Origin of the sequence: Nonomuraea sp. NPDC050786 (assembly GCF_040654115.1) — a bacterium.
In the GTDB taxonomy this organism is placed as follows: domain Bacteria; phylum Actinomycetota; class Actinomycetes; order Streptosporangiales; family Streptosporangiaceae; genus Nonomuraea.
In genome coordinates, this window is sequence record NZ_JBFAHJ010000023.1 from 47,510 (window position 1) to 71,511 (window position 24,002).

A 24,002-nucleotide genomic window follows, 5' to 3' on the forward strand; every position below is an offset into this window, starting at 1 on the left:
AGTGAGCTTCGACGTAGTCATCAGCGGCGGCCGGGTGCTCGACGGCACGGGCGCCCCGCCGTACCGGGCGGATGTGGCGGTCGAGGGCGGCAGGATCGCGGCGGTCGGGAGGCTCGACGGCGCGCAGGCGGGTGCCGTGATCGACGCGACGGGGCGGTTCGTCGCGCCCGGCTTCGTGGACTGCCACGCCCACGGGGACGCGGCCGTGTTCGACGCGGGGGTGCAGCGGGCGGCGCTCCGGCAGGGCGTGACCACGTTCGTGCTCGGGCAGGACGGTCTGTCCTTCGCCCCCGGCGCCGCCGCGACCGTCGCCTACGCCTCGCGCTACTTCGCCGCCGTCAACGGCCCGCTGCCGGGGAGCGTCCCGTTCGACGGGCCGCTGACCGTGGGGGAGCTGCTCGACGGCTACGACCGCGCCGTGGCGCTGAACACCGCTTACCTCCTGCCGCACGGCACCATCCGCTACGACGTCATGGGACCCTCACCCGATCGGCCCGCCCGCGAAGACCTGGCGGCCATGCTCCGGCACGTCGAGCGGGGCCTGTCCGAAGGCGCCGCCGGCCTGTCCAGCGGGCTCGAATACCTCCCTGGCCGCTACGCCACCGGCGAGGAGCTGGCCGCCCTGTGCGCCCCGCTCGGCGCGCTTCCGTACGTCACCCACATGCGGGCCTACGGCGCGCGGGCAGGCGTGGGCATGGCCGAGGTCATGGAGATCGCCGAGCGGTCAGGAGCCGCCGTCCACGTCTCCCACCTGCACGGCCCCGCGGACGTCCTGCTGCCGCTGGTCGAGGAGGCGCTCGGCAAGGGCGTGGACCTCACCTTCGACACCTACCCCTACCTGCGCGGCAACACGATCCTGGCCATGGTCGTGCTCCCGGACTCCGTGCCGGGCGCCGAGACGGAGCGGGCGCTGGAGATGATCGCCTCCGACGAGCTGGACGGCTGGTGGCCGTCGCTGGAGGACACCTGGCCGCGGCTGACCGTCTCGCACGCGCCCGGACTCGAGTGGGCCGAGGGCCTGACCATGGTCGCGGCGGCGGAGAGGGCCGGGGTGGCGCCCGCCGAGTTCTGCCGCCGCCTCCTGACGGAGACGCGGCTGGAGGCCGGCGTCGTGTCCGCCCGGCCCGACGAGGGGCCGGAGGGAGAGCAGTCGGTACGCAGGATGCTGCGGCACCCCTCGCACACCGGCGGCTCCGACGGCATCTATGTGGGCGGCCATCCGCATCCGCGCGGTTTCGGGGCGTTCGCCAGGTTCCTCGGCCGGCACGTGCGGGAGCTGGCGGACTGGACCTGGGAGCAGGCCGTGGTGCATCTGGCCTCGCATCCGGCCCGGCGGTTCGGGCTGGCGGACCGGGGGCTGGTGCGGAGGGGGTTCGCGGCCGACGTGGTGGTGTTCGACCCGGCGGCCGTGGCGGACCGCGCGACGTACGAGGCTCCGCGCACGCTCGCGGCCGGCGTCGACGACGTGCTCGTGTCGGGGGTACGCGTGCTGGCTGGGGGAGAGCTCACCGGTGCGACTCCGGGGCGTGCGCTCCGCCCGTGACCGGGCGATCGCCTGGGATAGGGTCGGACGCGGACGAAAGGGGTGTCGTGCTCGGGCAGCAGGTCTTCGGTGGTGAGCTCGACTTCCCCCTCATGGTGGTGCGCCGGGATGCGCTGGAGCACAACGTCGCCACGATGGCGGCCTTCGTCCGCGACCACGGGATGGAGCTGGCGCCGCACGCCAAGACGCACATGTCCGCTGAGATCGCCGCGCTTCAGCTCGAGGCGGGCGCCTGGGGGCTGACGGTCGCGACGCCGCGGCAGGCGCGGGCGGTCCGGGGGTTCGGGGCGGGCCGCATCATGCTGGCCAACCAGATCGTGGATCCGGCGGGGCTGGCCTGGGCGGCCGGCGAGCTGGAGCGTGATCCCGGGTTCGAGTTCCTGAGCTTCGTCGACTCCCGGGCCGGAGTGGACATTCTCGCTCGGCATGCCGCATCCAGGCCGTTCCGGGTGCTGGTGGAGCTGGGGCACGAAGGCGGACGAGCCGGGTGCCGGTCGCTGGAGCAGCTGCTGGAGCTGGCGTCGTACGTGCACGAGGTTCCGGGCGTGGAGCTGGCCGGGGTGGCGGGTTACGAGGGCGCGCTGAAGACCGCCGACGATGTGCGGAAATATCTGGACTCGTTGCAGGAGGCCGTCGAGTACGTCCGCGTCCGGAACCCGATCCTGACCGTGGGCGGCAGCCAGTGGTTCGACGTGATCGGCCGGGAACTCGTCGCCACGCAGGCGAGGATCCTGCTCCGCAGCGGCGCGTACGTCACCCACGACGACGGCTACTACCGCGAGCGCACCCCGTTCAACCGCATCGACGGCGAGCTCCGGCCGGCGCTGGAGGTGTGGGCGCACGTGCTGTCCACGCCGGAGCCGGGGCTGGCCATCGTGGGCATGGGCAAGCGGGACGCCCCCTATGACGAGGGGCTGCCCATCCCGCGCCGCGACGGCGTCACGATCGTGAAGATGCAGGACCAGCACACCGTCGTACGCGCCGACGGGCTCGAGCCCGGTGACCTGCTGGGGTTCGGCATCTCCCATCCCTGCACCGCGTTCGACAAGTGGCGCGTGCTGCCCCTGGTCGACCGGGACTACCGTGTCGTAGGGACCATAAGCACCAATTTCTAGGGAGTCATAGGTGAAAGAGGAGCTCAGGACCAGCGAAGGCGCTGCCCCGATCGGCGCCTATTCGCAGGGTCTGGTGGTCGGCGACTTCGTCTTCACCTCCGGCATGGGCCCCCTCGACCCGCGGACCGGTGAGATCGTCGGCGACGACGTCGTCACCCAGACGCACCAGGTCATGCGGAACCTCGGCGCCATCCTGGCCGCACACGGCCTCGGCTTCGACGACGTGGTCAAGTCCACGGTCCACCTGCAGCACCTGGAGCGCGACTTCGCCGCCTACAACGAGGTTTACCGGTCCTATTTCACCGAGCCGTACCCCACTCGCACCACCGTAGGATCGCAGCTGCTGGGCATTCTGGTGGAGATCGACTTCGTCGCGCACAAGAGCGCTTAAGGTCTGCTTGTGGACAGTTCGGTGTACGTCTTCGTCGAGGACCTGCGCGGCGAGGGCGTCGAGCGGGTGCTCGACAGGATCAGCGCGTACGGCGTCGACGGCATCACCGTCGGAGCCGTCCACCACGCCTCCCGCGACGTCACCCCGCACGGCCTGTCCCGGCTGACCGTCCGCCACGACGGGGCCCACTTCGTCCCGCCGCCCGATCTGTTCGCCGGGCTCCGCCTTTCTCCCGTGCCCGGCTACCTGAACGCTTTCGACGGGCTTCGCGAGGCGTGTGCGAAACGCTCCATGAAGCTCCACGGATGGACGGTGTTCCTGCGCAACGCGACGCTCGGCACGGAGCATCCGGATGTGACCGTACGCGACTGCTTCGGCGACCGCGGCTCGCTCACCGACCTGTGCCCCGCCCATCCCGACGTGCGCGAGTACGCGGTCGCGCTGGCCAGGGCGGTGGCGAGACTCGGGGCCGACAGCGTGGTGGCCGAGTCGCTGCACTTCAGGCCGCTCAAGCCGCAGCGCTCGTTCGTGCCGCTCGGGCCGATGGACGCGTACCTGTTCGGGCTCTGCTTCTGCGACTACTGCATGCGCCGCGCCACCGACCTGGGCGTGAACGCCGAGGTGGCGCGGGACGAGTGCGCCAGGATCGTGGGCGGCGTCCTCGACGGCGACCCGCCCGCGCAGGGCGAGGTGACCAGGGCGGCGCTGACCGCGTACGCGGGGCCCGACGTCGTGGCCTACGCCAGGGCCCGGTCCGAGACCGTCACCACGCTGGTGTCCGAGGTCGCCTCGGCGGTGGCCGAGGAGGGGTCCAAGCTGGTGTTCATCGACGCGACCGGCGCGGTCAAGGGCTACCGGGACGGGCTGCCCACGCCGGGGCTCGCGGCCCATGACGCCTGGCAGCTCGGCGTCGATCTGGTGGCGCTGGGAGATCTCGTGCCCGCGTTCGGGGTGCTCGCGTACGCGCGGGACGCGGCCCGGGTGGCCGACGACGTGGGGGCCTACCTGCGGTCGGTGGGCAAGGACCGGGAGGTGCGGGCCGTGCTGCGGCCCGGCCACCCGGACAGCGACTCGACGGACCGGCTGGTGGCCAAGGCGCGCGCGGCGAAGGCGGCGGGGGCGCTCGCCGTCGACTTCTACGCGTACGGGCTGGTGCCGCACCCGGTGCTGGACCGCATCCCCGCCGCGCTCGCGGAATCGGGTTAGACGCCGTCGAGCAGCGCCGAGACAGCCTCCTGCGGGAAGCCGTCCGCGACGTGCAGGCCCCTGAGGACCGCCCGCATCCATACGGCCCCGGCCAGCAGGTCGACGATCAGCATGGGGTCGACCGACTCCTTGAGCTCGCCCCGCCGTACCGCACGCTCGAAGATCTCCCCCTCCCTCGCGAACCGGTCGGCGAAGAAGCGCCGGGCGTCCAGCTCGGGGTGGCGGACGGCGGCGGCGAGCGCGGCGACGGCGATGTCGCTGGCCGGTGGCTCGGTGAGCAGCCGCTTGACGCCCTCGACCAGCGCGACCAGGTCGCCGCGGAGGCTCCCCGTGTCGGGCGCCTCGAACCCCAGCACGTCGGCCTCCACCAGCGCCGCCCCCAGCAGTGCGGCCTTCGACGGCCACCAGCGGTAGATCGTGGTCTTGTTGACGCCCGAGAGCTCGGCGATCCCCTCGACGGTCAGCCCGTCGTAGCCCTTCTCCGCCACGAGCCGCAACGTCGCGTCGAAGATCTCCTGCTGCTTCCTGGGCGCCATGTGGTCATTTTCTCCCGGCGAACGCCGTGACCACCCCGAGCCCCAGGTAGACGATGCCGCTGACGTACCTCAGGGTCCGGGTCCGGGCCGTGAGCCGGGTGCCGAGCGCGCCGGCGGTGCACGCGTACACGATGTCCGAGATCAGCCCCAGGAGCAGCAGCGTCAGGCCGAACAGCACGATCTGGAGTGCGGGCGAGCCCGCGGCCGGGTCGACGAACTGCGGCAGGAACGCCAGGAAGAACAGCGCCACCTTGGGGTTCAGCACGTTGACCAGCACGCCTTCGAGGAAGACCTTCCTCAGCGGCTGCGGGGGCGGCGCGCCGCCGTCCGCCTGCCTGCCGGTGAACGCGCGTACGCCCAGGTAGAGCAGGTACGCGACGCCGGCCCACTTCACGATCGCGAACAGCGTGGCCGACCGCGCGATCACGTACGAGAGGCCCGCGGCGGCGGCCGCGATGTGCACGAGCGTGCCGGCCTCCACGCCGAACGCGCTGGCCAGGCCCGCCGCCCTGCCCTGGGCGAGACCTCTGGCGGTGATGTAGAGATGGTTCGGGCCCGGGATGACGACCAGGACGAGCGAGGCCGTCACGAAGAGCGCGAACGTGGTTGGGTGGATCACAAGACAGCAGCGTAAAATACCTTTGGTATGTCGATGAGGGCCAATCTTGGGCGAGTTTCCTGAACCAATGGAATGTCAGTAGAGCGTGGGATGGTTGCCGGCATGAACGGGCTTCTCGTCGGGCGCTCTGCTGAGCTGGCCAGACTCGTACGGGTGCTGCAGTCCGCCGCCGACGGCATGGCCGGGGTGGCGCTCGTCGGCGGGGACGCCGGCATCGGCAAGACCCGGCTGGCGGCCGAGCTCGTCTCGGAGGCCCGCGAGCGCGGCTTCCACGTGCTGGTCGGCCAGTGCGCCGAGCTGGGCGACTCGCTGCCGTACCTGCCGCTGGCCGACGCGCTGCGCGGCGCGGAGCCGGGCGTGCGCGAGGCCGCCGCCGCCCACCCCATGCTGGGCCAGCTGCTGCCGGGCATGGAGAGCGCCCCCTCGACCGGGCTCACGCAGCAGCGGCTGTTCGGCTCGCTGCTCGGGCTGCTGGCCGACGTGCAGCCCGTGCTGTTCGTGATCGAGGACCTGCACTGGGCCGACCGGTCCACCCGCGATCTGCTCGTCTTCCTCAGCCGCATGGTGCAGAGCGAGCAGGTCTGCGTGGTCGGCACGTACCGCACCGACGACCTGCACCGCCGCCACCCGCTCCGCTCCGTGCTGGCCGAGCTGAAGCGGCTGCCCACGGTGACGGGCGTCGAGCTGGGGCCGCTGGCCTCCGGCGACCTGTCCGACTATGTGGCCACGTTGGGCGAGGTGGACGATCAGGAGCTCGACCTCATCGTGTCCCGGGCCGACGGCAACCCCTTCTACGCCGAAGAGCTGTTCGCGGCCATGGCCGAGGGCGACAGCCTGCCCGACGGGCTGGCCAGCCTGCTCATGACCAGGGTCGAGGTGCTGTCCGAGTCGGGGCAGCGGGTGCTGCGGGCCGCCGCCGTGGCGGGGCGGCGGGTGGAGGACGAGCTGCTGCGGGAGGTGTCGGGGCTGCCGCTGGCGGAGTTCGAGGAGGCGGTCAGGGAGATCGTCTCGCGTGGGCTGCTCAGGGTCGACGGCTACGGATACAGCTTCCGCCACGCGCTGCTCCAGGAGGCCGTCTACACCGACCTGCTGCCCGGCGAGCGCACGCGGCTGCACGCCGCCTTCGCCCGCCTGCTGACCTCACCCGCCGAGCTGGCCTACCACTATCTCGCCGGTCACGACATAGCCGGAGCGCTGTCGGCGTCGGTCGAGGCGGGCCGCCTGGCCGAGCGGCTCGGTGCGCCGGCCGAGGCGCACAGCCACTATGACCGCGCGCTCGACCTCTGGGAGCGGGTCGAGGGAGCCGCCGACCTGGTGGGGGAGAGCCGCGAGCGGCTGGCGTTCCGCAGCGCCGTCATGGCGGCCGACAGCGGCGACAACCATCGCGCGGCCGTCCAGCTCAAGGCTCTGCCGCAGACGTCCGAGGTCAGCGAGCGGCTCGCCTACTACCTGTACGAGTCCGACCAGCAGGGCGCCATCGCGGCGGCGGAGCGCGCGGTCGAGAGCGCCGAGGACCAGGCGGCGCTCGCCCGCGCCCTGGCGACCCACGCCCGCACGCTGCTCTGGAGCGAGCGCCATCGTGACGTCGAGGCACTGGCCGAGCGGGCGCTGGAGATCGCCCGCGCCGCCGGGGTCAGGGACGCCGAGGTGGGCGCCCTGCTCACGCTGGGCACCTGTGTGGAGCTCCGCGGCGACCTGGACAAGGCACACAAGCTCGTCGAGACCGCCGCCGCCGAGAGCAGCGGCGATCTGGCGATGGACCTGCGCGCCCGCTTCCACCACGCCCGCATCCACTACGAGCAGGGCCTGCTCCACCAGGCCGCCGAGGTGGCCGACGACGGCATCCGCGTGGCGTTCGAGGCCGGGCTCAAGTGGAGCACCTACGGCACCGACCTGCGCTTCCTGCGGTTCCTGATCCACTACGTGGCCGGCGAGTGGGACCAGGCCGAGGCGGTCGCGTCCGGGTTCGGCACGCGGGTGGGCACGCTGCCGGAGGCCATCCTGTCGTCGTTCGCGCTCTTCATCGAGGTGGCGCGGGGTCTGCCCGTCGTCGAGGAGCGGCTGAGCCGGCTGAGGCCGTTCTGGTACAGCGAGCTCGCCGCCTACATGTCCCGCGGCCTGGCCGCCGAGCACGCGCTCTGGCACGGCGACCCCGCGACGGCGCTCGACCACGTGCGGGCGGTCATGGCGCCGATGGTCGACGGCGAGGCGAGCGCGCTCCGGATGGCCGCCGTCGGGCTGTGGGCGCTGGCCGAGCTGGGCACGACCGAGGGCGCCGACGAGCTGCGCGCCCGCGCCCGCCTCGCCGTCGACTCCGGGCCCACCGGCGAGCCCAGCCACATCGGGCCCGAGGGGCTGGCCTGGGCGCTGCGCGTGGAGGCGGAGTGGCAGCGCGTGCACGGGCGGCTCGACGTGGAGCTGTGGCGCCAGGTGGTGGAGGCGTTCGACTTCGGGTTCGTCTACGAGGTGGCGCGCGCCCGGTGGCGGCTGGCCGAGGCGCTGCTGGCGGCCGGCGACCGTGAGGGGGCGCAGGCGGAGTGGGAGCTGGCCCGGGAGACGGCGGCGAAGCTGCGGGCGGCGCCGCTGGAGAGCGCGCTGACGGAGTTCGGGCGGCGGGCCCGGTTCGGCGGTGGCGGACAGGGGAGCGGGCAGGGCGAGGGCGGGTTGACGGCTCGGGAGATCGAGGTGCTGCGGCTGGTCGCCGAGGGGCTGACCAACCGGGAGATCGCGGAGCGGCTCTTCATCGCCCACAAGACGGTCAGCGTCCACGTCTCCAACATCCTGGGGAAGCTGGAGGTCTCCACCCGCACGCAGGCGGCCGCGGCCGGGCGGCAGCGGGGGTTGCTGGCCTGACCTGCCGCCGGCCTCCCGGCCGGTGCCAAGGGTCAGGTGGGCTGGATGAGAGTGACGGCGCCGAGCGCGTTCAGGGCGCCCAGTTCGTCGGCGGTCATCCAGACGTTGCTGATCCGGCCGTCGGTGATGGTCAGGATGTCGATGATCCGCAGGTCCAGCAGGCGGCCCGTGGGCGGAAGCTGTCCCGCCGAGGTCGCCAGCGGGCCGACCTGCTTGCCGCGCATCCGGAACGCCAGCGCCACCTTGTCGCCTGTCTCGACCAGATCGAGCACCTCACGCTCCGGATCCTCGAAGGTGGCCTGCATGGCCGCGGCCCTGGCGACCAGGTCGGAGGCCGTGAACAGGGTGCCGTTGACCCGTACCGGGTCGGTGTAGAACGTCCTGAACGCCGCCTCCGCCTCGCCGGGCGGGGGCAGCGGGCTGGTCCACAGGTGGAGGAGACCGTCGACGTCGAATGCCATGCCGCCAGTGTCCACCGGCCGCGCGTGTCCGCCCAGACCGATGACTCAACCGCGCACGACGAGCTGGTCGATGAGCAGGTCGATCCGGTCCTGCTGGCGCTCGGCGGGGATCCGGCGGTCGTGGGCCAGCGTCGCGAGGCCGTGCAGGGCGGCCCACACGACCTCGGCGAAGGTGCCGGGGTGGTGTTTCCCGGCGACCGGCTCCAGCGCGAGAAGGAACTCGCCGAACGCCTCACGCAGCACCTCCGGCGTCTCCTCCACGGCGAAGGGGATGGCGATCGGCATGACGAACATGGCCTCGTACAGGGCACTGTGGGTGCGTGCGAACTCGAGGTAGGCCATCGCGACCTGGCGCAGCACCGCCTGGGGATCGCCACCGGCCTCGCGCGCCGCGCGCAGCCTGCCCGTCAGCTCCGCGAACCCCTCGAGCGCCACCGCCCGTACGATGGCGTCTTTTCCCTTGAAGTGGCTGTAGAGCACCGGCTGGCTGTATTCGACCCGTTCCGACAGGCGCCGGGTCGTCACGGCGTCCCAGCCCTCGGACTCGGCCAGCTCGCGGGCGGTGGTGATGATCAACTGATGGCGTTCGGCACGTTCGCGTGCTCGGCGGGCGGCGATCGACATGCCTGTCACGCTAGCACGACTAGTGCGCCTAGCGCCGCTATGGCTGCTACCGGTCGGCAGGGCTAGCTCGTGACGGTCAGGTCGCGGAAGAGGAAGTAGCTCGCGTGGTCGCTCTGCAGGTACTGGTGGTAGTACGTGGCCAGCGACTTGGCGGCCTTGTCCGCGGTGAGGACGGTGACGACCACGTACTTCTTGGACGCGCCCGCACGCATCTTGCCGTAGACGTAGGTGCTGTGCGCCTTGTCCTTGCGCCACTTCACGGCGTTCGAGTCGAGCGTGGCCAGCCGCGTGGCGGCCTGCTTCGCGGCCTGCTCGCTGGGGAACGCCAAAATGACCTGGACCGCCTTGATGTGCCCGCCGTAGGCGGAGTACGCGAGCTGGATCGCCCGCTGGCAGTGGTTCCGGGCCAGCACGCCCTGGCCGTCCACCGGATCGCAGGTGCTGTACGTCCAGCCGCCGACCCTCTTGGCCCGGAGCTCCACGTCACCGAGCTTGAAGTCCCAGTCGTCGAACTCCTTGTCGGTGAGCGGCGAGCCCGGATCGACGCGGCTGGAGGAGGACTCGGTCTCGCTGGGGGTGGGGGTCGGGGGCTCCGAGGCCGGCGGGTCCGACGGCGAGGCGCTCTCCGAGGGCAGGTCGGACGGGGACTGCGTCGCGGTCGTGGGGAACGGCTCGGCGCTCGGCAGGGCGACCGTCTGCTTCGAGCCGGCGCCGCGCAGGTAGAGGAACGCGCCGGCGCCGCCGCCCACGAGCAGCACCGCCAGGCCGACGGCCAGGCCGATGATCAGGGCGCTGTTGCTCTTCGGGGGCGGGGACGGGAGCACCAGCGTCCGCTGCGGCTCCACCTGAGGCCCGTACGGAGGGCCGTATCCGGGCGGTGGTGGGCCGCCATAGCCGGATTGGCCCTGTCCGGGGCCGGTCTGTCCTGGGCCGTTACCCGGCTGCGGCGGGCCGCCTTGGCCGGGCGGCGGGCCGTAGTTCGGCGTCGGGCCGTAGTTCGGAGGCTGGCCGTAATGGGGTGGCGGGCCGTAGTTGGGAGGTGGTCCGTAGTTCGGCTGTGGGCCGTACCCCTGCGGCGCTCCTTGCCCGCCCCACGGTCCTTGCGGCTGAGGCTGGGGTGGCGGAGGCTGTGGAGGGTATGCCATCCCCCCATTGTGGTGTAACCAGCGCTCGTCCCGCCCAGTCGCCCCTCCCTTCACATCTGACGCATCGGGTCAGGCGGCGACCTGGCGCCGGTACTGGCCGGGCGACACCCCGTACTGCCGCTTGAACGCGTTCCCGAAGGCGAACTCCGATCCGTACCCGACCCGCTGCGCCACCTCCGCCACCGAGGCGTCGGACTCGCGCAGCAGGCGGCCGGCCGTGGCCAGGCGCCACCACGTGAGGTAGGCCAGCGGCGGCTGCCCGACGAGGCCGGTGAAGCGGCGGGCGAAGCCGGCGCGCGAGAGCCCGGCGTGGGCGCCGAGCGACTCGACCGTCCAGGGGCGGCCGGGGGCGCGGTGGATGGCGTCGAGCGCGCGGCTGACGGCAGGGTCGGCGAGCGCGGCGGCCCACCCCGACTCGTCGCACGCCATCGACTCCTGGTCGAACCAGGCCCGCAGGATGTAGAGCTGGAGCACGTCGAGCAGCGACGTCACGACGGTGTCGGCGCCCAGCCGGGGGTTGTCGAGCTCGCCGGCCAGCAGGTCGACGGCGGCCTTGAGCTCCGGGCGGTGGCCGAGCGTCGTCGGCAGGTGGATCACGCCGGGCAGCGAGCCCAGGATCGGATGCGTCCTCCCGGCGTCGAGCTGGTAGCCGCAGCACAGGGTGACCGTCTCGGCCCCCTCGCCGCCGTACGTGGCCGAGGTGAACAGGTCGAAGTCGAGGTACGGGTTGCAGGCCGGCGGGGCGAGCGGCGTGTCGGGGCTGTCGGCCAGGCCGTACCCGTCGCCGTGCGGAAGGAAGACCACGTCGCCCACGCTCAGCGGCACGGGCTCGCCGCCGGGCGGGATGAGCCAGCAGGACCCGCGCAGCACCATCTGGAACCCCGCCGATCCGGGCACCGCCGGAAACGCCTGCCCCCACGGGGCCCGCCAGGTGATGCGCGCGGACGTGGGCCGGCCGGTGCGTATGTGGGCGACGACATCACTCAGCACATCCATGCCAGAAGTCTAACTCCTGAGACTCTGGCTTAAGAAAAGTAGACAATCAAGCATTGGTTATCTCACAGGCTGCGCATACGGTTGTTTGCATCCTTCCCGACCGACTGTGAGGACCGTTGAAATGATCAGGGTTGGCATCATCCTCGGCAGCACCCGTCCGGGCCGCAACGGCGAGGCGGTGGCGCAGTGGGCGCACGAGCTGGCGGCCAAGCGCGGCGACGCCGAGTACGAGCTGGTGGACCTGAAGGACTATGACCTCCGCCACCTGGACGAGCCGAACTTCCCCGCCATGGGCGACTACGCGCACGAGCACACCAGGCGGTGGGCCGAGAAGATCGGCTCGTTCGACGCGTTCGTCTTCGTGACGCCCGAGTACAACCACTCCATCCCGGGCGCGCTGAAGGACGCCGTGGACTTCCTGTACGCCGAGTGGGGCAACAAGGCCGCCGGTTTCGTCGGGTACGGGGTGGACGGCGGGACCCGGGCCGTCGAGCACCTGCGCTCGATTCTCTCCCTGGTCGGCGTGGCCACCGTGGCGCAGCAGGTGACGCTCTCGCTCTTCACGGACTTCGAGAACATGTCCGCGTTCAGGCCCGCCGCCGTCCACGAGGAGAAGCTGAACGCCGTGCTCGACCAGGTCCTCGCCTGGGGCGGCGCCCTGCGCCCGCTGCGGGCGGCATGAAGCGTGGGGACCGGAAGGGCGGCACATCGTGGGAACGGGGCTAACCGGCGGCGGGATCCTTGGCCGCCGTGGTGACGACGTCGGCGAGCGTGACCTCGGTCAGCAGGGCATGCTCGTGCTCGCGCATCGCCGTCCAGATGTCGGTGAGCGGGCCGGCCACGCCGGGGAAGCGCTCGATCTCCTCCTCGATACCCTCCGTCACGCGGATGACGTCGGCGAGGGTGATCTCCTCGGCCGGCCGGGCCAGCCAGTAGCCCCCGTCAGGTCCCCGCTGGCTGCGCACGAGCCCGGCCCGGCGCAGCTGCAGCAGGATGTTGTCGCAGAACCGGCGCGGGATGTCCTGGCTGGAGGCGATCTTGTCGGCGGGCACCGGGCCGGGTGGCGCCGCCGCGAGGGCCACGGCGGCGCGCAGGGCGTAGTGAGTGCGGGCAGAGATCCGCATCAGGCCGTGGTCGTGCTCAGGGCCAGGGAGCGGGCGGCCGGGCTGGGCCACACGTGGATGACCTGGTCCGGACGCAGATCCAGGCGTTCGACGGTGCTCCGGGTGACCTGGGCCCAGGCCTCCTGGCCGTCGATGAGCAGCTCCACGCGCACCTCGAAGCCGAGGCGGACGACCCGGGTGACCGTGGCGGGGACGCTGCCGTTCTCCGGGGCGGTGCCGATCTCGATGTCGTGCGGGCGGACGAGGTGGCCGTCCAGCTCGGTGACCGGGCCGAGGAAGCGCATCACGAACGGATCGGCCGGGTTGTCGTAGACCTCCGTGGGGCTGCCGATCTGCTTCACCTGACCGTCGGCCAGCACGACGATGGTGTCGGCGACCTCGATCGCCTCCTCCTGGTCGTGGGTGACGAAGACGGTGGTGACGTGCACCTCGTCGTGCAGGCGGCGCAGCCACGTCCGCAGTTCCTTGCGTACCTGGGCGTCCAGGGCGCCGAAGGGCTCGTCGAGCAGCAGGACCTGCGGCTCGACCGCCAGCGCGCGGGCCAGGGCCATGCGCTGGCGCTGTCCGCCGGAGAGCTGGGCCGGGAAGCGGTCGGCGAAGTTCTCCAGGTGGACCAGCTCCAGCAGCTCCATCACGCGCTTGCGGATCTCGTCCTTGGGACGTTTGCGGATCTCCAGGCCGAAGGCGACGTTCTTGAACACGCTCATGTGCTTGAACGCCGCGTAGTGCTGGAAGACGAAGCCGACGTTGCGGCGCTGGGGTGACAGCCTGGTGGCGTCCACACCGGAGATCAGCACGGTGCCCGTGTCGGGGGACTCCAGTCCGGCGATGACGCGCAGCAGCGTCGACTTGCCGCCGCCGCTGGGGCCGAGCAGCGCGGTCAGGGATCCGGCGGCCACGTCGATGGAGACGTCGCTCAGCACCGGCGTTCCCCCGAACGCCTTGTTGACGCCGCTTACTTGGATGGCCATGAGGTTCAGCCCTTCGGGCGCAGGATCTTGGTGAGCAGGAGCGTGACGACCGCCACCAGCGCGAGCGCGGTCGCGGAGGCGAAGGCGGAGGCTTCGTCGAAGTTCTGGAAGCGTTCCTCCACGAACAGGGTCAGTGTCTGGGTCTTCTCGACCAGGCGGCCGGAGACGACGGCGACCGCGCCGTACTCGCCCAGCGCCCGGGCCAGGCAGAGCACGACGCCGTAGGCGAGGGCCCAGCGGATCCCGGGGATGGTGATGCGGCGGAAGGTCTGCCAGGGGCCGGCGCCGAGCGTGCGGGCCGCCTGCTCCTGCTCGTCCCCGAGCTCCTCCAGTACGGGGATCACCTCCCGGATGACCAGCGGCAGGGAGATGAAGACGGCGGCCATGACCATTCCGGGGATGGAGAAGATGACCTGGACGCCGAGGTTCTCCAGCCATCCGCCCACGGGGGCGAAGCGGCCGTAGACGAGGATCAGCGCCAGGCCCACCACGACAGGGGAGACGGCCATGGGCAGGTCGATGAGCGCGCTCAGCAGCCGCTTGCCGGGGAAGTCATGCCGTACCAGGAGAATCGCCGTGCCGACCCCGAAGACGGTGTTGGCCAGCACGGCCCAGAACGCGACGATCAGGGTGACGCGGAAGGCCGACTGGGCCTGGGGCGTGGTGAGCGCCTCCAGCACCGGGCCGAGGCCGTTCTCGAAGGTGCGCCAGCCGATGAGCACGACCGGCAGCACGAGCAGGAAGAGCAGGTAGAGGAGGGCGAGCGCGCGCAGTCCGTATTTAGCCACGGCGACTGCCCCACCGCTGCAGCAGGTCCAGCAGGACCAGCGTCACCAGGGCGACGACGAGCAGGACCGTGGAGACCGCCGCCGCGCCGACCGGGTTGTCGGTTTCGATCTGTCCGAAGATTTGCACCGAGGCCACCTGGGTCTTGAACGGGAGGTTCCCCGAGATCAGCACGACGGAGCCGATCTCGGCCATGGATCGGGAGAACGCCAGCGCGGTGCCCGACAGCATGGCCGGCACCAGGTTGGGCAGGATGACGCGGCGGAAGATCTGCGCCGTGCTCGCGCCGAGCGAGGCCGCGGCCTGCTCCATGTCTCTGTCGAGCTCCAGCAGAACCGGCTGGACCGTGCGCACCACGAACGGGAGCGTGACGAAGAGCAGGGCCAGCACCACGCCGGCGCGGCTGTAGGCCACGTCGACGCCGAGCGGGCTCTTCGGGCCGTACAGCGCCAGCAGCACCAGCCCGGCCACGATCGTGGGCAGTGCGAACGGCAGGTCGATGAGCGTGTCGACCACGGCCTTGCCGGGGAAGCGATCCCGCACCAGCACCCAGGCGATGACCGTGCCCATGAACAGGTTGATCACCGCCACCACCGCCGAGGCGCCGATCGTCAGCGAGAGCGCCGCCCAGGCGTCCGGCGTGGTGACCGCCTCCCAGAAGTAGGCGAGCCCCCGCTCCTGCGAGCGCAGCACCACGGCGGCCAGGGGGATCAGCACGATCAGGCTCAGGTACAGGACGGCCGCGCCCAGCCCGAGAGCGGTGCCCCGCTTCTGGCTGAGCGCTCCCCTGGAGACGACAGTCTGTGTGGACACGTGGTCCCTACTTCTCGATCGAGACCCCGAGCTTGCGCTCGACGTCGGCCATGACGCTGCCCTTGGGGTCGAAGAACTCGGTGGTCACCTTCGACCAGCCGCCGAGGTCGGCGATGGTGAACAGGGCGGGCGGAGCCGGGAAGGAGACGCCCTGCACGCCCTTGACCACCGGCCGGTAGCCGTTGTCAGCGAAGATCTTCTGAGCTTCCGTGGTGTAGAGGAACTTCAGGAACGCCTTGGCCTCGTTCGGGTGCGCCGAGTTCTTGGTCACCGCGACCGGGTTCTCGATCAGGATCGTGGAGTCCGGGACCGTGTAGTCCAGCGGCTGGTTGTTCTGCTGGGCGAAGATCGCCTCGTTCTCGTAGGCGAGGATGGCGTCGCCCTTGCCGCTGGAGAAGGTCTGCAGCGACTTGCGGGCGCTGTCGTCCTGCACCGGGACCTTGGCGAACAGGGAGTTGAGGTAGCCGACGCCGGCCTGCTTGTCGGCGCCCTTGTTCGACTTGGCGCCGTAACCGGCCATGACGTTCCAGCGGGCGCCGCCCGAGGTGAACGGGTTGGGGGTGATGACCTCGACGCCCGGCTTGATCAGGTCGTCCCACGTCTTGAGGTTCTTCGGATTGCCCTTGCGGGTGGCGATGACCACGACCGAATCGGTGATCATGCCCTTGTGCTCGCCGGTGCTCCAGTCCTCGGCGACCAGGCCCTTCTTGACCAGGCGGGTCATGTCCGGCTCGAGGGAGAACGCGACGATGTCGGCCTTCAGGCCGGCCTCCACGGCCCGGCTCTGGTCGCCCGACGCCCCGAAGGACTTGGTGAAGGTGACGTTCTTGCCCTCCGGCGTGGCCTGGAAGGCCTGGATGATCTTCTCGTAGGCCGCCTGTGGCGTCGAGTACGCCACCAGCGACAGCTGTACCTGACCGCCCGACCCGCCGTCGGACCCGCCGCCCCCGCACGCGGCGAGAGTGGCGATCGACGCCATGACCGTAGCCGTCGCCATGAGCCTGCGCACGTTCACCGATTCTCCTATTTTCCTACTTAACAAGTCGACATTTGGATATTAGGCCGATGGGGTTCCCTTGGCAAGGCCATGACCCGGAGTATTCCCTTCTTTGTAGGTAGGTTATAGTGGCTTTAGAGTCACCCAGCCTCGTACATGAAGGGCAGATCCATGTCATCCTCCAGACCGCGCACCACAGCCGTGGCGAGCATCGCGATGCTCGCCGTCGTGGGGCTTCTCGGCGCCTGTGGCGGTGGCGGAGCTGCCCAGGCGGCCAAGGGCGGCGGCCAGCCGGTCTACGGCGGCACGCTCACCTACCTCGAGCACCAGCCTCCGACCTGCCTCTACCTGCCGGCGGCCGGCTTCTATCCGAACGGCGGCATCCTCAACCAGATCACCGACAAGCTCACCTGGCAGAACCCGAAGACGCTCGAGATCGAGCCGTGGATCGCCACCAAGTGGGAGATCGACAAGGACGCCACCGAGTACACGTTCCACCTGCGCGACGGCGTGACGTTCAGCGACGGCACCCCGCTCGACGCCGCCGCCGTGGCGGCCAACTTCGACGTGTACGGCCTGGGCGACGAGAAGCTCAAGCTCCCGGTCGCCGAGTTCGTCAACAACTACGAGCGCAGCGAGGTCGTCGACCCGCTGACCGTGCGCTTCCACTTCGACAAGCCGTCCCCCGGCTTCCTCCAGGGCACCTCCGTCATCGGGGCGGGCCTGGTCTCCAAGAAGACGATCTCGCTGCCGTACGAGCAGCAGTGCCAGCTCAAGAACGTCATCGGCTCCGGCCCCTTCACCCTCAAGAACCAGGTCGTCGACAAGGAGGTGGACCTGGTCGCGCGCAAGGACTACAACTGGGCACCGCCCTCCTCCAAGCACCAGGGCCGGGCGTACCTGGACGAAATCAAGATCATCGTCACGCCCGAGGACAACGTGCGCGTCGGCGCGCTCACCTCCGGCCAGGCCGACTTCGTCCGGTACGTCCAGGCGTACGACGAGAAGACCGTCAAGGACGCGGGCTTCCAGCTCTACGCCGAGCCGACGAGAGGCGTCAACAACGGCCTCTACCTGCGCCCGCGCAACAGCATCCTGAAGGACGTCAAGGTCCGCAAGGCGCTCCAGGCGGGCACGAACGCCAAGGAGGTCGTCGACACCCTCTTCACCGGCAGCTACCCGCAGGCCACCTCGGTGCTCAGCCATCTCGCGCAGGGCTACACGGACCTGTCCAAGGACCTCGCGTACGACCCCGACAAGGCCGACCGGCTCCTGGACGAGGCCGGCTGGACCAAGGGCGCCGACGGCGTCCGCGTCAAGGACGGCAGGCCGCTGCAGCTCGGCGTGTTCGTCTCCGGCCCGCAGCCGCTGTCGAAGCAGACGCTCGAGCTGGTCGGCCAGCAGTGGGCCAAGCTCGGCGTGAAGCTGGAGATCCGCCCGGCCGACGCGGGCACCCAGGCCGTGGACATCAAGAACGCCGAGAAGACCGCCATCCAGCACGGCATGGTCGGCCGCGCCGACCAGGACGTGATCAAGAGCCACTTCCACAGCAAGAACCGCGACGTCATCCTCTCCGACGACACCAAGCTGGACAAGCTGCTGGAGGAGGAGTCGGCCGAGCCCGACGTCGCCAGGCGCAACGCCAAGGTCGCCGAGATCCAGCGGTACGTCGTCGACCAGGGCTACGCGATCCCGCTCTTCGAGGAGCCGCAGGTGTACGGCGGTGCGCCGTACGTCCAGGGAGTGGCCTTCGAGGCGGTCGCCCGGCCGTGGTTCTACCCGGTGTGGAAGTCGGAGCAGTGACCAGGTACCTGCTCGCCCGGGCCGGCCAGGCGGCGCTGGTCCTCTGGATCGCCTTCACGGCCGGCTACGTGCTGCTGCAACTGCTGCCCGGCGACTCGATCCTGATCAAGTTCCAGAACCCCGAGCTCGGCCTGTCACCGCAGCAGATCGCCGAGATCCGGGCGTACTACGGCGCGGGCGAGCCGCCGCTCCTCGACTACCTGAACACCCTGCTCGGCTTCCTGCGCGGCTCCTTCGGCTACTCGATCGACACCGGCACGCCGGTCGTCGAGCGGCTGGGGGAGGCGCTGCCGGAGACGGCGAAGCTGGCCTCGGCCGCGTTCGCGCTGGCGGTGCTGATCGCCGTGCTGATCGCGTTCGCGGCCGGCTACAGCAGGACCTCCTGGCTCAGGAACGCGCTGCTGTCGGTGCCGTCGATCTTCGTCTCGGTCCCGGCGTTCTGGCTCGGCATCCTGCTCATCCAGGTGTTCTCGTTCCGGCTCAAGCTGGTCCCGGTCATCGGCGGAGGCCCGGTGCAGCAGCTCGTCCTGCCGGTGCTCACGCTGGCGGTGCCCATCTCGGCGCCGATCGCCCAGGTGCTGGCGCGGAGCATGGACCAGGTCGCCACGCAGCCGTTCGTGCCCGTGGTGGCGGCCAAGGGCGCCTCGCGGTGGTGGATCCTGTGGCGGCACGTGGCCCGCAACGCCGTGCTGCCGACGCTGACCGTGGCGGGGCTGACGTTCGGCGAGCTGATCGCCGGGTCGGTCGTGACGGAGACGGTCTTCGGGCGCAACGGCATCGGGCGGCTGACCGAGCAGGCCGTCAACGCGCAGGACACGCCGGTGATGCTGGCCGTGGTGGTGCTCGCGACGGCCGTGTTCGTGCTGGTCAACCTGGCGGTGGACGTGCTGTTCCCGGTGCTCGACCCGCGACTGAAGGCCACCGCGTGACCCGGTGGGGCGGGCTGGTGCTCGCGTGGTTCCCGATAGCGCTGGTCGTGCTCTGGGCGGTGGCTCCGGGCCTGTTCACCGGCTACGACCCGATCGCGGGCGTGCCGGCCGAGAAGCTGCAGGCGCCGAGCGCGGATCACCTGTTCGGCACCGACGCGGTGGGACGCGACCTGTTCGCGCGGGTGGTGCACGGCTCCGTGCACTCGCTGACGGGCGCTTTCGTGGCCGTCGCCGTGGGGCTCGTGGCCGGCACGCTGCTCGGGCTGCTCGCCGGCTCCGCCGGCGGCGTGCTGGACGACGCCGTCATGCGGATCGTGGACGTGCTGCTGTCGGTGCCCGGCCTGCTCCTGGCCCTGACCGTGATCATCCTGCTCGGTCCCGGCACGGTGAACGTGGCCATCGCGGTGGGCGTCGGCTCGGTCGCGGCCTTCGCCCGGCTGTCGCGCTCCGAGGTCGTCCGCGTGCGGCGCACCGACTACGTGGAGGCCGCGTTCGGCAGCGGCGGCCGCTTCCTGGCCGTGCTCTGGCGGCACGTGCTGCCCAACTCGCTGGGCCCGGTCATCGCGCTGGCGGCGCTGCAGTTCGGCATGGCGATCCTGGCCATCTCGACGCTCAGCTTCCTCGGGTACGGAGCCGAGCCGCCCACCCCCGAGTGGGGCCTGCTCATCTCGGAAGGGCGCAACTACCTGGCCACGTCGTGGTGGCTGACCACGCTGCCGGGCGCCGTCGTGGTCGCGGTCGTGCTCGCCGCCGGCCGCGTCAGCCGCTCGCTGAGGAGGCACGAATGAGCCTGCTGGAGGTCTGTGACCTGGCCGTCTCCTACGACGGGAGACGCGCGGTCGAGGGCATCTCGTTCGCGGTCGAGCCCGGCGAGGTCGTCGCCGTCGTCGGCGAGTCCGGGTCGGGCAAGTCGACCACGGCGCACGCCGTCATCGGGCTGCTGCCCGCCAACGGCGCGGTGGACGCGGGCCGGATCCTGCTCGGCGGCGCCGACCTGGCGACCTGGTCGTCCAAGCGCATGGAGTCGGTACGCGGCGCGCAGATCGGCCTGATCCCCCAGGACCCGTCCAGCTCGCTGGACCCGGTCAAGACCGTCGGCGCGCAGATCGCCGAGGTGCTCCGCATCCACGGGCGCGGCGACCGCCGGGCGATCAGGAGGCGCGTCGTCGACCTGCTCGCCCGCGTCGGGCTGCCGGACCCGGAGCGGCGGGCCCGCCAGTATCCGCACGAGCTGTCCGGAGGCATGCGCCAGCGCGTGCTCATCGCCATCGCGATCGCGCTCGAACCCCGCCTCATCATCGCCGACGAGCCCACCAGCGCGCTGGACGTGACCGTGCAGCGGCGCATCCTGGACCTCATCGACGACCTGCGCGCGGAGTCCGGCACCGCGCTGCTGCTGGTGACCCACGACCTGGCCGTGGCCGCGGGACGTTCCGACCGGCTGGTCGTGATGAGGGGCGGGCGGATCGAGGAGCAGGGGCCGACGAAGCAGGTGCTGGCGTCCCCGGCCGCCGGCTACACCGAGCGCCTGCTGAACGACGCCCCCGCGCTGTCGGCCTCCGCGTTCCGCGATCCCCCCGACGGGGCCGGGCCCGCGATCGTGGTGCGCGACCTGGTCAAGGAGTTCAAGGGGTTTCGCGCGGTGGACGGGGTCTCCTTCGAGGTGACGCGGGGCACGACGCACGCGCTGGTGGGCGAGTCCGGCTCGGGCAAGACGACCACGGCCCGCATGGTCGTGCGGTTCGCCGAGCCCACGTCGGGAACGGTGAGCATCGCCGGCGCGGGGGAGGGCCGGGCGTTCCGCCGGCACGTCCAGCTCGTCCACCAGAACCCGTACGGGTCGCTCGACCCCCGGCAGTCCATCGGCGACATCGTGGAGGAGCCGTTGCGCAACTTCCGGCTGGGGGACCGGGCCGAACGGCGGGCCCGCGTGCTCGACCTGCTGGAACGCGTGGCGCTGCCGCAGGACGTCCTCACCCGCAGGCCGCGGGAGCTCTCCGGCGGCCAGCGGCAGCGGGTGGCCATCGCCCGCGCGCTCGCGGCCGGACCGGAGGTGGTCGTGCTGGACGAGGCCGTCTCCGCCCTCGACGTCACCGTACAGGCGCAGATCCTCGACCTGCTCGAACAGCTCCAGCGCGACCTCGGGCTGACGTACCTCTTCATCTCGCACGACCTGGCGGTGGTGCGGCAGATCTCGCACACCGTCTCCGTCATGAACAAGGGAAGCATCGTGGAATCAGGCACGACCCGGCAGGTCTTCACCGACCCCCGGCACGAATACACCCGCGAACTCCTGGCCGCCATCCCGGAGCCCGCGCTATGAGGCTCGGCTTCTTCACCCGGCTGCTGGACGACGTGCCGGCCGGCGAGCGCTACCGGCTGGCCGCCGAGCAGATCGCGCATGCCGAGGCGTACGGGTTCGACACGGCCTGGGTCGCGCAGCACCACTTCGACGGCGCGGAGGGCGGCCTGCCGGCGCCCCTGGTCTTCCTCGCCCATGTGGCGGCCAGGACCAGCCGGATCCGGCTCGGCACCGGGATCATCACGCTCCCGCTGGAGCAGCCGGTACGGGTGGCCGAGGACACGGCCGTGCTCGACCTGCTCACCGGCGGGCGGCTGGAGGTCGGCGTGGGCAGCGGCGGGACGCCCTCGTCGTTCGCGCCGTTCGGGCACGAGAGCGCTGACCGCTCGGCCGTCTACGCCGAGCACCTGGCGGTGCTGCTCAATGCCTGGTCCGGAGGCGATCTCGGCGGCGGCAACCGGCTCTACCCGGCCGCGCCCAGGCTGCTGGACGCGGTGTGGCAGGCGACGTTCTCCGCCGGCGGCGGCGTACGCGCGGGGAAGGCCGGCCACGGGCTCATGCTGTCGCGCACGCAGCCCAGGCCGGCCGACGACCCGCAGGCCACGCTGGCCCAGATCCAGCGGCCCATCGTGGACGGCTACCTCGAGCACCTGCCGCCCGGCGCGACGCCGCGGATCATGGCCTCGCGGACCGCGTTCGTGGCCGACAGCAGGGCCGAGGCGCTGCGGTACGCCGAGCTCGGGCTCGGGCGTGGCCGGCTGCCGTTCGAGCTGCCGGACAGCGACCTCGACCGGCGCATCGCCGCGTTCGACGTGCACGTGGGGACGCCGCAGGACGTCATCGAGAGCCTCAAGGCCGACCCGACCCTCGAACGGGTCACCGACCTGGTCCTCCAGGTGCACTCGGTGGATCCGCCGCACCCGCTCATCCTCCGCTCGATCGAGCTGCTGGCGTCCGAGGTGGCGCCCGCGCTCGGCTGGGTCCCTTCCACAGAATCGATCCCCACATGATCACTGATGTCATCGACCAGCTGGCGGGCATACAGCCCGGCTCGCCCCTCGACCGGCTGCGCGGCCGGCGGCCCGCCGCCCGCGAGCACGCCCAGCGCAGTTACGACGCGCTGTTCAGCCCCGACACGGAGGAGGAGGTCACGCTCGTCGAGCGGGACGCGGTGGCCGCCTTCGTGGCCGGACTGCACCACGATGCCGCGATCGCGGGCTTCTACGCCGACCGGCTGGCCGAGCTATCGCCGGGGCTGCTGGAGGTCGTCGAGTCGGAGGTCGAGGCCGGGGCCACGACCGGGCCGTACGGGGTCTATCCGGGCGAGGGCCCGCTGTCGGCGGAGAGCGACGAGGGGCTGCGTTACCGGGCGCGGCGACCGGGCGAGCTGGGCGCGCGGCTCGCCGCCGCGTTCGAACACGCCCACCTGCTCGTCTTCCGGCCCCGTGAGGCCGCGCCCGAGTCGCTCGCCGCGCTGGCGCGGGCGGGCTGGAGCACCACGGGCATCGTGACGCTGTCGCAGCTCGTCGCCTTCCTGACCTTCCAGATCCGCGTGGTGGCCGGGCTGCGTCACCTGCAGAAGGGACCGACCTCATGACGCACCTGGCGTTCACGCGAGACCAGCTCGGCTGGGAGCCGTGGCTGACGCCGCTGGCCACCGACGAGCTGACCGACGAGCACTACGAGGCGCTGGTCGACAAGGCCCGGGCGAAGTCGCCGTACTTCCTGCTCCTCGCCCGCGACCCGGCGGTCCTGGAGGCCAGGACGAAGACCGACAACGACATCTTCTACAACGCCGAGGGCGGTCTGCCGCGCGCGGAGCGCGAGCTGGCGGCGGCGGCGACCTCACGCCGCAACGGCTGCGTGTTCTGCGCCTCGGTCCACGCCCGCTTCGCCGCCCACTACTCCAAGCGCGCCGACGACGTGGACCGGCTGCTCGACGAGGGCGTCAACGCGCCCCAGGACGGGGAGTGGCAGGCGATCATCGACGCCTCGGTGGCCCTGGCCGCCACCCCGGCCGAGTTCACCGCCGACCACGTCGAGGCGCTCCGCGCGGCCGGCCTCGACGACCTGGCGATCAGCGACGTCATCCACGCGGCCGCGTTCTTCAACTGGGCCAACCGCCTCATGCTCTCCCTGGGCGAGCCGGTGCAGGAGCCCGCGGCATGACGGCAGAACTCGACCACCTCGTCTACGCCGTCCCGGACCTCCTCGCGGGCGTCGCCGCGTTCGCGGAGCGCACGGGGGTGACCCCGGTGGCGGGCGGGCGCCACCCCGGCGGCACCGCCAACTACCTGGCCGGCCTGGGCCCGACCGCGTACCTGGAGATCATCGGCCCGGACCCGGAGTCAGCCGGTCCGCGACCCCGCGCGTTCGGCCTGGAAACGCTCGCCGAGCCCCGGCTGGCCCGATGGGCGGTGCGGCCCGGCGACATCGACGCGACGGTACGACAGGCACGCGAGCGCGGCTACGACCCCGGCGACGTGCAGCCGCTGTCGCGCCGGACACCCGCCGGGACGCTGCTGGAGTGGCGGCTGACCAGGTGGAACGACGTGGCCTCGATCAACCTGGTGCCGTTCCTCATCGACTGGGGCACGACCGCCCACCCCGCCGCCTCCGGCCTCCCGCAGCTCGGCCTGGCCTCCTTCACCGCCGTCCACCCGGACCCGGAGGCGCTCCACCGCGATCTGGCCGAGCTGGACGCCGTGCTGGAGATCTCGAAGGGCCCGGAACCGGCGCTGGAGGCGGTGCTCGACACTCCTCTGGGCGCGGTGACCCTGCGCTGACC

General features: G+C 71.5%; 25 protein-coding genes. 14 read left to right on the forward strand and 11 right to left on the reverse strand.

Features of this window, described 5'->3' with window-relative positions; translation table 11 throughout:
• Nucleotide 1: 1 nt before the first annotated feature.
• The 4 genes from AB0H84_RS34120 to AB0H84_RS34135 are packed head-to-tail and all read left to right on the forward strand — an operon-like array spanning nucleotide 2 to nucleotide 4,255.
• Nucleotides 2-1,543: a D-aminoacylase gene (locus tag AB0H84_RS34120; protein ID WP_357613558.1), complete on the forward strand. Its 1,542-nt coding sequence runs from the start codon at nucleotides 2-4 to the stop codon at nucleotides 1,541-1,543.
• Between the two features lie 47 nt (nucleotides 1,544-1,590).
• The gene (locus AB0H84_RS34125; RefSeq protein ID WP_357613561.1) at nucleotides 1,591-2,658 is read left to right on the forward strand and encodes an alanine racemase; all 1,068 of its coding nucleotides are present in this window, start codon (nucleotides 1,591-1,593) and stop codon (nucleotides 2,656-2,658) included.
• Between the two features lie 10 nt (nucleotides 2,659-2,668).
• Nucleotides 2,669-3,049: a Rid family detoxifying hydrolase gene (locus AB0H84_RS34130; RefSeq protein WP_357613564.1), complete on the forward strand. Its 381-nt coding sequence runs from the start codon at nucleotides 2,669-2,671 to the stop codon at nucleotides 3,047-3,049.
• A gap of 9 nt (nucleotides 3,050-3,058) precedes the next feature.
• The gene (locus tag AB0H84_RS34135; protein ID WP_357613567.1) at nucleotides 3,059-4,255 is read left to right on the forward strand and encodes a hypothetical protein; all 1,197 of its coding nucleotides are present in this window, start codon (nucleotides 3,059-3,061) and stop codon (nucleotides 4,253-4,255) included.
• Here the strand turns inward: AB0H84_RS34135 and AB0H84_RS34140 are convergent.
• Complete coding sequence (locus tag AB0H84_RS34140) at nucleotides 4,252-4,791, reverse strand: TetR/AcrR family transcriptional regulator (RefSeq protein ID WP_357613570.1); 540 nt, start codon at nucleotides 4,789-4,791, stop codon at nucleotides 4,252-4,254. The genes AB0H84_RS34135 and AB0H84_RS34140 overlap by 4 nt on opposite strands.
• Nucleotides 4,792-4,795: 4 nt before the next feature.
• Nucleotides 4,796-5,410 carry a LysE family translocator gene (locus tag AB0H84_RS34145; protein ID WP_357613573.1) on the reverse strand — a complete coding sequence of 205 codons (615 nt, stop codon included), beginning with the start codon at nucleotides 5,408-5,410 and terminating at the stop codon, nucleotides 4,796-4,798.
• A 102-nt stretch (nucleotides 5,411-5,512) separates the two neighbouring features.
• On the opposite strand from AB0H84_RS34145, the gene AB0H84_RS34150 reads away from it, so the two are divergent.
• On the forward strand, nucleotides 5,513-8,263 hold the full coding sequence (locus AB0H84_RS34150; RefSeq protein WP_357613576.1) for an AAA family ATPase: 2,751 nt from the start codon (nucleotides 5,513-5,515) through the stop codon (nucleotides 8,261-8,263).
• A gap of 32 nt (nucleotides 8,264-8,295) precedes the next feature.
• On the opposite strand, the gene AB0H84_RS34155 is transcribed toward AB0H84_RS34150, so the two are convergent.
• The 4 genes from AB0H84_RS34155 to AB0H84_RS34170 form a co-directional block, all read right to left on the reverse strand.
• The gene (locus AB0H84_RS34155; RefSeq protein WP_357613578.1) at nucleotides 8,296-8,724 is read right to left on the reverse strand and encodes an ester cyclase; all 429 of its coding nucleotides are present in this window, start codon (nucleotides 8,722-8,724) and stop codon (nucleotides 8,296-8,298) included.
• 45 nt (nucleotides 8,725-8,769) lie between these two features.
• Nucleotides 8,770-9,348 carry a TetR/AcrR family transcriptional regulator gene (locus AB0H84_RS34160; protein WP_357613581.1) on the reverse strand — a complete coding sequence of 193 codons (579 nt, stop codon included), beginning with the start codon at nucleotides 9,346-9,348 and terminating at the stop codon, nucleotides 8,770-8,772.
• 62 nt (nucleotides 9,349-9,410) lie between these two features.
• Nucleotides 9,411-10,193, reverse strand: coding sequence for a hypothetical protein (locus tag AB0H84_RS34165; RefSeq protein ID WP_357613584.1), 783 nt, complete (start codon nucleotides 10,191-10,193; stop codon nucleotides 9,411-9,413).
• Between the two features lie 369 nt (nucleotides 10,194-10,562).
• A complete protein-coding gene (locus AB0H84_RS34170) occupies nucleotides 10,563-11,489 on the reverse strand; it encodes an AraC family transcriptional regulator (protein ID WP_357613586.1) in 927 nt (308 codons plus the stop codon).
• Between the two features lie 121 nt (nucleotides 11,490-11,610).
• On the opposite strand from AB0H84_RS34170, the gene AB0H84_RS34175 reads away from it, so the two are divergent.
• The gene (locus AB0H84_RS34175; protein WP_357613589.1) at nucleotides 11,611-12,171 is read left to right on the forward strand and encodes an NAD(P)H-dependent oxidoreductase; all 561 of its coding nucleotides are present in this window, start codon (nucleotides 11,611-11,613) and stop codon (nucleotides 12,169-12,171) included.
• Between the two features lie 40 nt (nucleotides 12,172-12,211).
• On the opposite strand, the gene AB0H84_RS34180 is transcribed toward AB0H84_RS34175, so the two are convergent.
• Genes AB0H84_RS34180 through AB0H84_RS34200 form a run of 5 tightly spaced genes read right to left on the reverse strand, consistent with a single transcriptional unit; the run spans nucleotide 12,212 to nucleotide 16,198 of the window.
• The gene (locus AB0H84_RS34180; protein ID WP_357613592.1) at nucleotides 12,212-12,613 is read right to left on the reverse strand and encodes an Rrf2 family transcriptional regulator; all 402 of its coding nucleotides are present in this window, start codon (nucleotides 12,611-12,613) and stop codon (nucleotides 12,212-12,214) included.
• Nucleotides 12,613-13,584, reverse strand: a complete 972-nt coding sequence (locus AB0H84_RS34185; RefSeq protein ID WP_357613594.1) for a sulfate ABC transporter ATP-binding protein — start codon at nucleotides 13,582-13,584, stop codon at nucleotides 12,613-12,615. The genes AB0H84_RS34180 and AB0H84_RS34185 overlap by 1 nt, the downstream gene beginning before the upstream one ends.
• A 5-nt stretch (nucleotides 13,585-13,589) precedes the next feature.
• Nucleotides 13,590-14,372, reverse strand: a complete 783-nt coding sequence (locus AB0H84_RS34190; protein ID WP_357613597.1) for a sulfate ABC transporter permease subunit — start codon at nucleotides 14,370-14,372, stop codon at nucleotides 13,590-13,592.
• Nucleotides 14,365-15,183, reverse strand: a complete 819-nt coding sequence (cysT, locus tag AB0H84_RS34195; RefSeq protein WP_357613599.1) for a sulfate ABC transporter permease subunit CysT — start codon at nucleotides 15,181-15,183, stop codon at nucleotides 14,365-14,367. The genes AB0H84_RS34190 and cysT overlap by 8 nt, the downstream gene beginning before the upstream one ends.
• A 7-nt stretch (nucleotides 15,184-15,190) precedes the next feature.
• Nucleotides 15,191-16,198, reverse strand: coding sequence for a sulfate ABC transporter substrate-binding protein (locus tag AB0H84_RS34200; RefSeq protein WP_357613602.1), 1,008 nt, complete (start codon nucleotides 16,196-16,198; stop codon nucleotides 15,191-15,193).
• 153 nt (nucleotides 16,199-16,351) lie between these two features.
• Here AB0H84_RS34200 and AB0H84_RS34205 point away from each other — a divergent pair, with 153 nt between their 5' ends.
• From AB0H84_RS34205 to AB0H84_RS34240, 8 genes are read left to right on the forward strand one after another with little or no spacing between them, the layout of a single operon-like run.
• Nucleotides 16,352-17,983 carry a TIGR04028 family ABC transporter substrate-binding protein gene (locus AB0H84_RS34205; RefSeq protein ID WP_357613604.1) on the forward strand — a complete coding sequence of 544 codons (1,632 nt, stop codon included), beginning with the start codon at nucleotides 16,352-16,354 and terminating at the stop codon, nucleotides 17,981-17,983.
• Nucleotides 17,980-18,912, forward strand: a complete 933-nt coding sequence (locus tag AB0H84_RS34210; protein ID WP_357613607.1) for an ABC transporter permease — start codon at nucleotides 17,980-17,982, stop codon at nucleotides 18,910-18,912. Before AB0H84_RS34205 ends, AB0H84_RS34210 begins: the two co-directional genes overlap by 4 nt.
• A complete protein-coding gene (locus tag AB0H84_RS34215; RefSeq protein ID WP_357613609.1) occupies nucleotides 18,909-19,700 on the forward strand; it encodes an ABC transporter permease in 792 nt (263 codons plus the stop codon). Before AB0H84_RS34210 ends, AB0H84_RS34215 begins: the two co-directional genes overlap by 4 nt.
• Nucleotides 19,697-21,235 (forward strand): ABC transporter ATP-binding protein, encoded by a 1,539-nt coding sequence (locus AB0H84_RS34220; RefSeq protein ID WP_357613612.1) that lies wholly within the window; start codon nucleotides 19,697-19,699, stop codon nucleotides 21,233-21,235. The genes AB0H84_RS34215 and AB0H84_RS34220 overlap by 4 nt, the downstream gene beginning before the upstream one ends.
• Nucleotides 21,232-22,224 (forward strand): putative FMN-dependent luciferase-like monooxygenase, encoded by a 993-nt coding sequence (locus AB0H84_RS34225; protein ID WP_357613615.1) that lies wholly within the window; start codon nucleotides 21,232-21,234, stop codon nucleotides 22,222-22,224. The genes AB0H84_RS34220 and AB0H84_RS34225 overlap by 4 nt, the downstream gene beginning before the upstream one ends.
• Complete coding sequence (locus AB0H84_RS34230) at nucleotides 22,221-22,811, forward strand: CMD domain protein (protein WP_357613618.1); 591 nt, start codon at nucleotides 22,221-22,223, stop codon at nucleotides 22,809-22,811. The genes AB0H84_RS34225 and AB0H84_RS34230 overlap by 4 nt, the downstream gene beginning before the upstream one ends.
• The gene (locus tag AB0H84_RS34235; protein WP_357613621.1) at nucleotides 22,808-23,383 is read left to right on the forward strand and encodes an alkylhydroperoxidase domain protein; all 576 of its coding nucleotides are present in this window, start codon (nucleotides 22,808-22,810) and stop codon (nucleotides 23,381-23,383) included. The genes AB0H84_RS34230 and AB0H84_RS34235 overlap by 4 nt, the downstream gene beginning before the upstream one ends.
• Entirely contained in the window at nucleotides 23,380-24,000 is a 621-nt protein-coding gene (locus tag AB0H84_RS34240; RefSeq protein ID WP_357613624.1) for a VOC family protein, read from the forward strand. The genes AB0H84_RS34235 and AB0H84_RS34240 overlap by 4 nt, the downstream gene beginning before the upstream one ends.
• The last annotated feature ends 2 nt before the right edge of the window (nucleotides 24,001-24,002 follow it).

What these genes read in the sequence shown, in the direction of transcription:
- AB0H84_RS34235 (WP_357613621.1), top strand. Translation starts at nt 22,808, where the DNA reads ATGACGCACCTGGCGTTCACGCGAGACCAGCTCGGCTGGGAGCCGTGG.
- AB0H84_RS34220 (WP_357613612.1), top strand. Translation starts at nt 19,697, where the DNA reads ATGAGCCTGCTGGAGGTCTGTGACCTGGCCGTCTCCTACGACGGGAGA.
- AB0H84_RS34155 (WP_357613578.1), bottom strand. Translation starts at nt 8,724, where the DNA reads ATGGCATTCGACGTCGACGGTCTCCTCCACCTGTGGACCAGCCCGCTG.
- AB0H84_RS34150 (WP_357613576.1), top strand. Translation starts at nt 5,513, where the DNA reads ATGAACGGGCTTCTCGTCGGGCGCTCTGCTGAGCTGGCCAGACTCGTA.
- AB0H84_RS34205 (WP_357613604.1), top strand. Translation starts at nt 16,352, where the DNA reads ATGTCATCCTCCAGACCGCGCACCACAGCCGTGGCGAGCATCGCGATG.
- AB0H84_RS34180 (WP_357613592.1), bottom strand. Translation starts at nt 12,613, where the DNA reads ATGCGGATCTCTGCCCGCACTCACTACGCCCTGCGCGCCGCCGTGGCC.
- AB0H84_RS34140 (WP_357613570.1), bottom strand. Translation starts at nt 4,791, where the DNA reads ATGGCGCCCAGGAAGCAGCAGGAGATCTTCGACGCGACGTTGCGGCTC.
- AB0H84_RS34240 (WP_357613624.1), top strand. Translation starts at nt 23,380, where the DNA reads ATGACGGCAGAACTCGACCACCTCGTCTACGCCGTCCCGGACCTCCTC.
- AB0H84_RS34160 (WP_357613581.1), bottom strand. Translation starts at nt 9,348, where the DNA reads ATGTCGATCGCCGCCCGCCGAGCACGCGAACGTGCCGAACGCCATCAG.
- AB0H84_RS34175 (WP_357613589.1), top strand. Translation starts at nt 11,611, where the DNA reads ATGATCAGGGTTGGCATCATCCTCGGCAGCACCCGTCCGGGCCGCAAC.
- AB0H84_RS34230 (WP_357613618.1), top strand. Translation starts at nt 22,221, where the DNA reads ATGATCACTGATGTCATCGACCAGCTGGCGGGCATACAGCCCGGCTCG.
- AB0H84_RS34225 (WP_357613615.1), top strand. Translation starts at nt 21,232, where the DNA reads ATGAGGCTCGGCTTCTTCACCCGGCTGCTGGACGACGTGCCGGCCGGC.
- AB0H84_RS34185 (WP_357613594.1), bottom strand. Translation starts at nt 13,584, where the DNA reads ATGGCCATCCAAGTAAGCGGCGTCAACAAGGCGTTCGGGGGAACGCCG.
- AB0H84_RS34170 (WP_357613586.1), bottom strand. Translation starts at nt 11,489, where the DNA reads ATGGATGTGCTGAGTGATGTCGTCGCCCACATACGCACCGGCCGGCCC.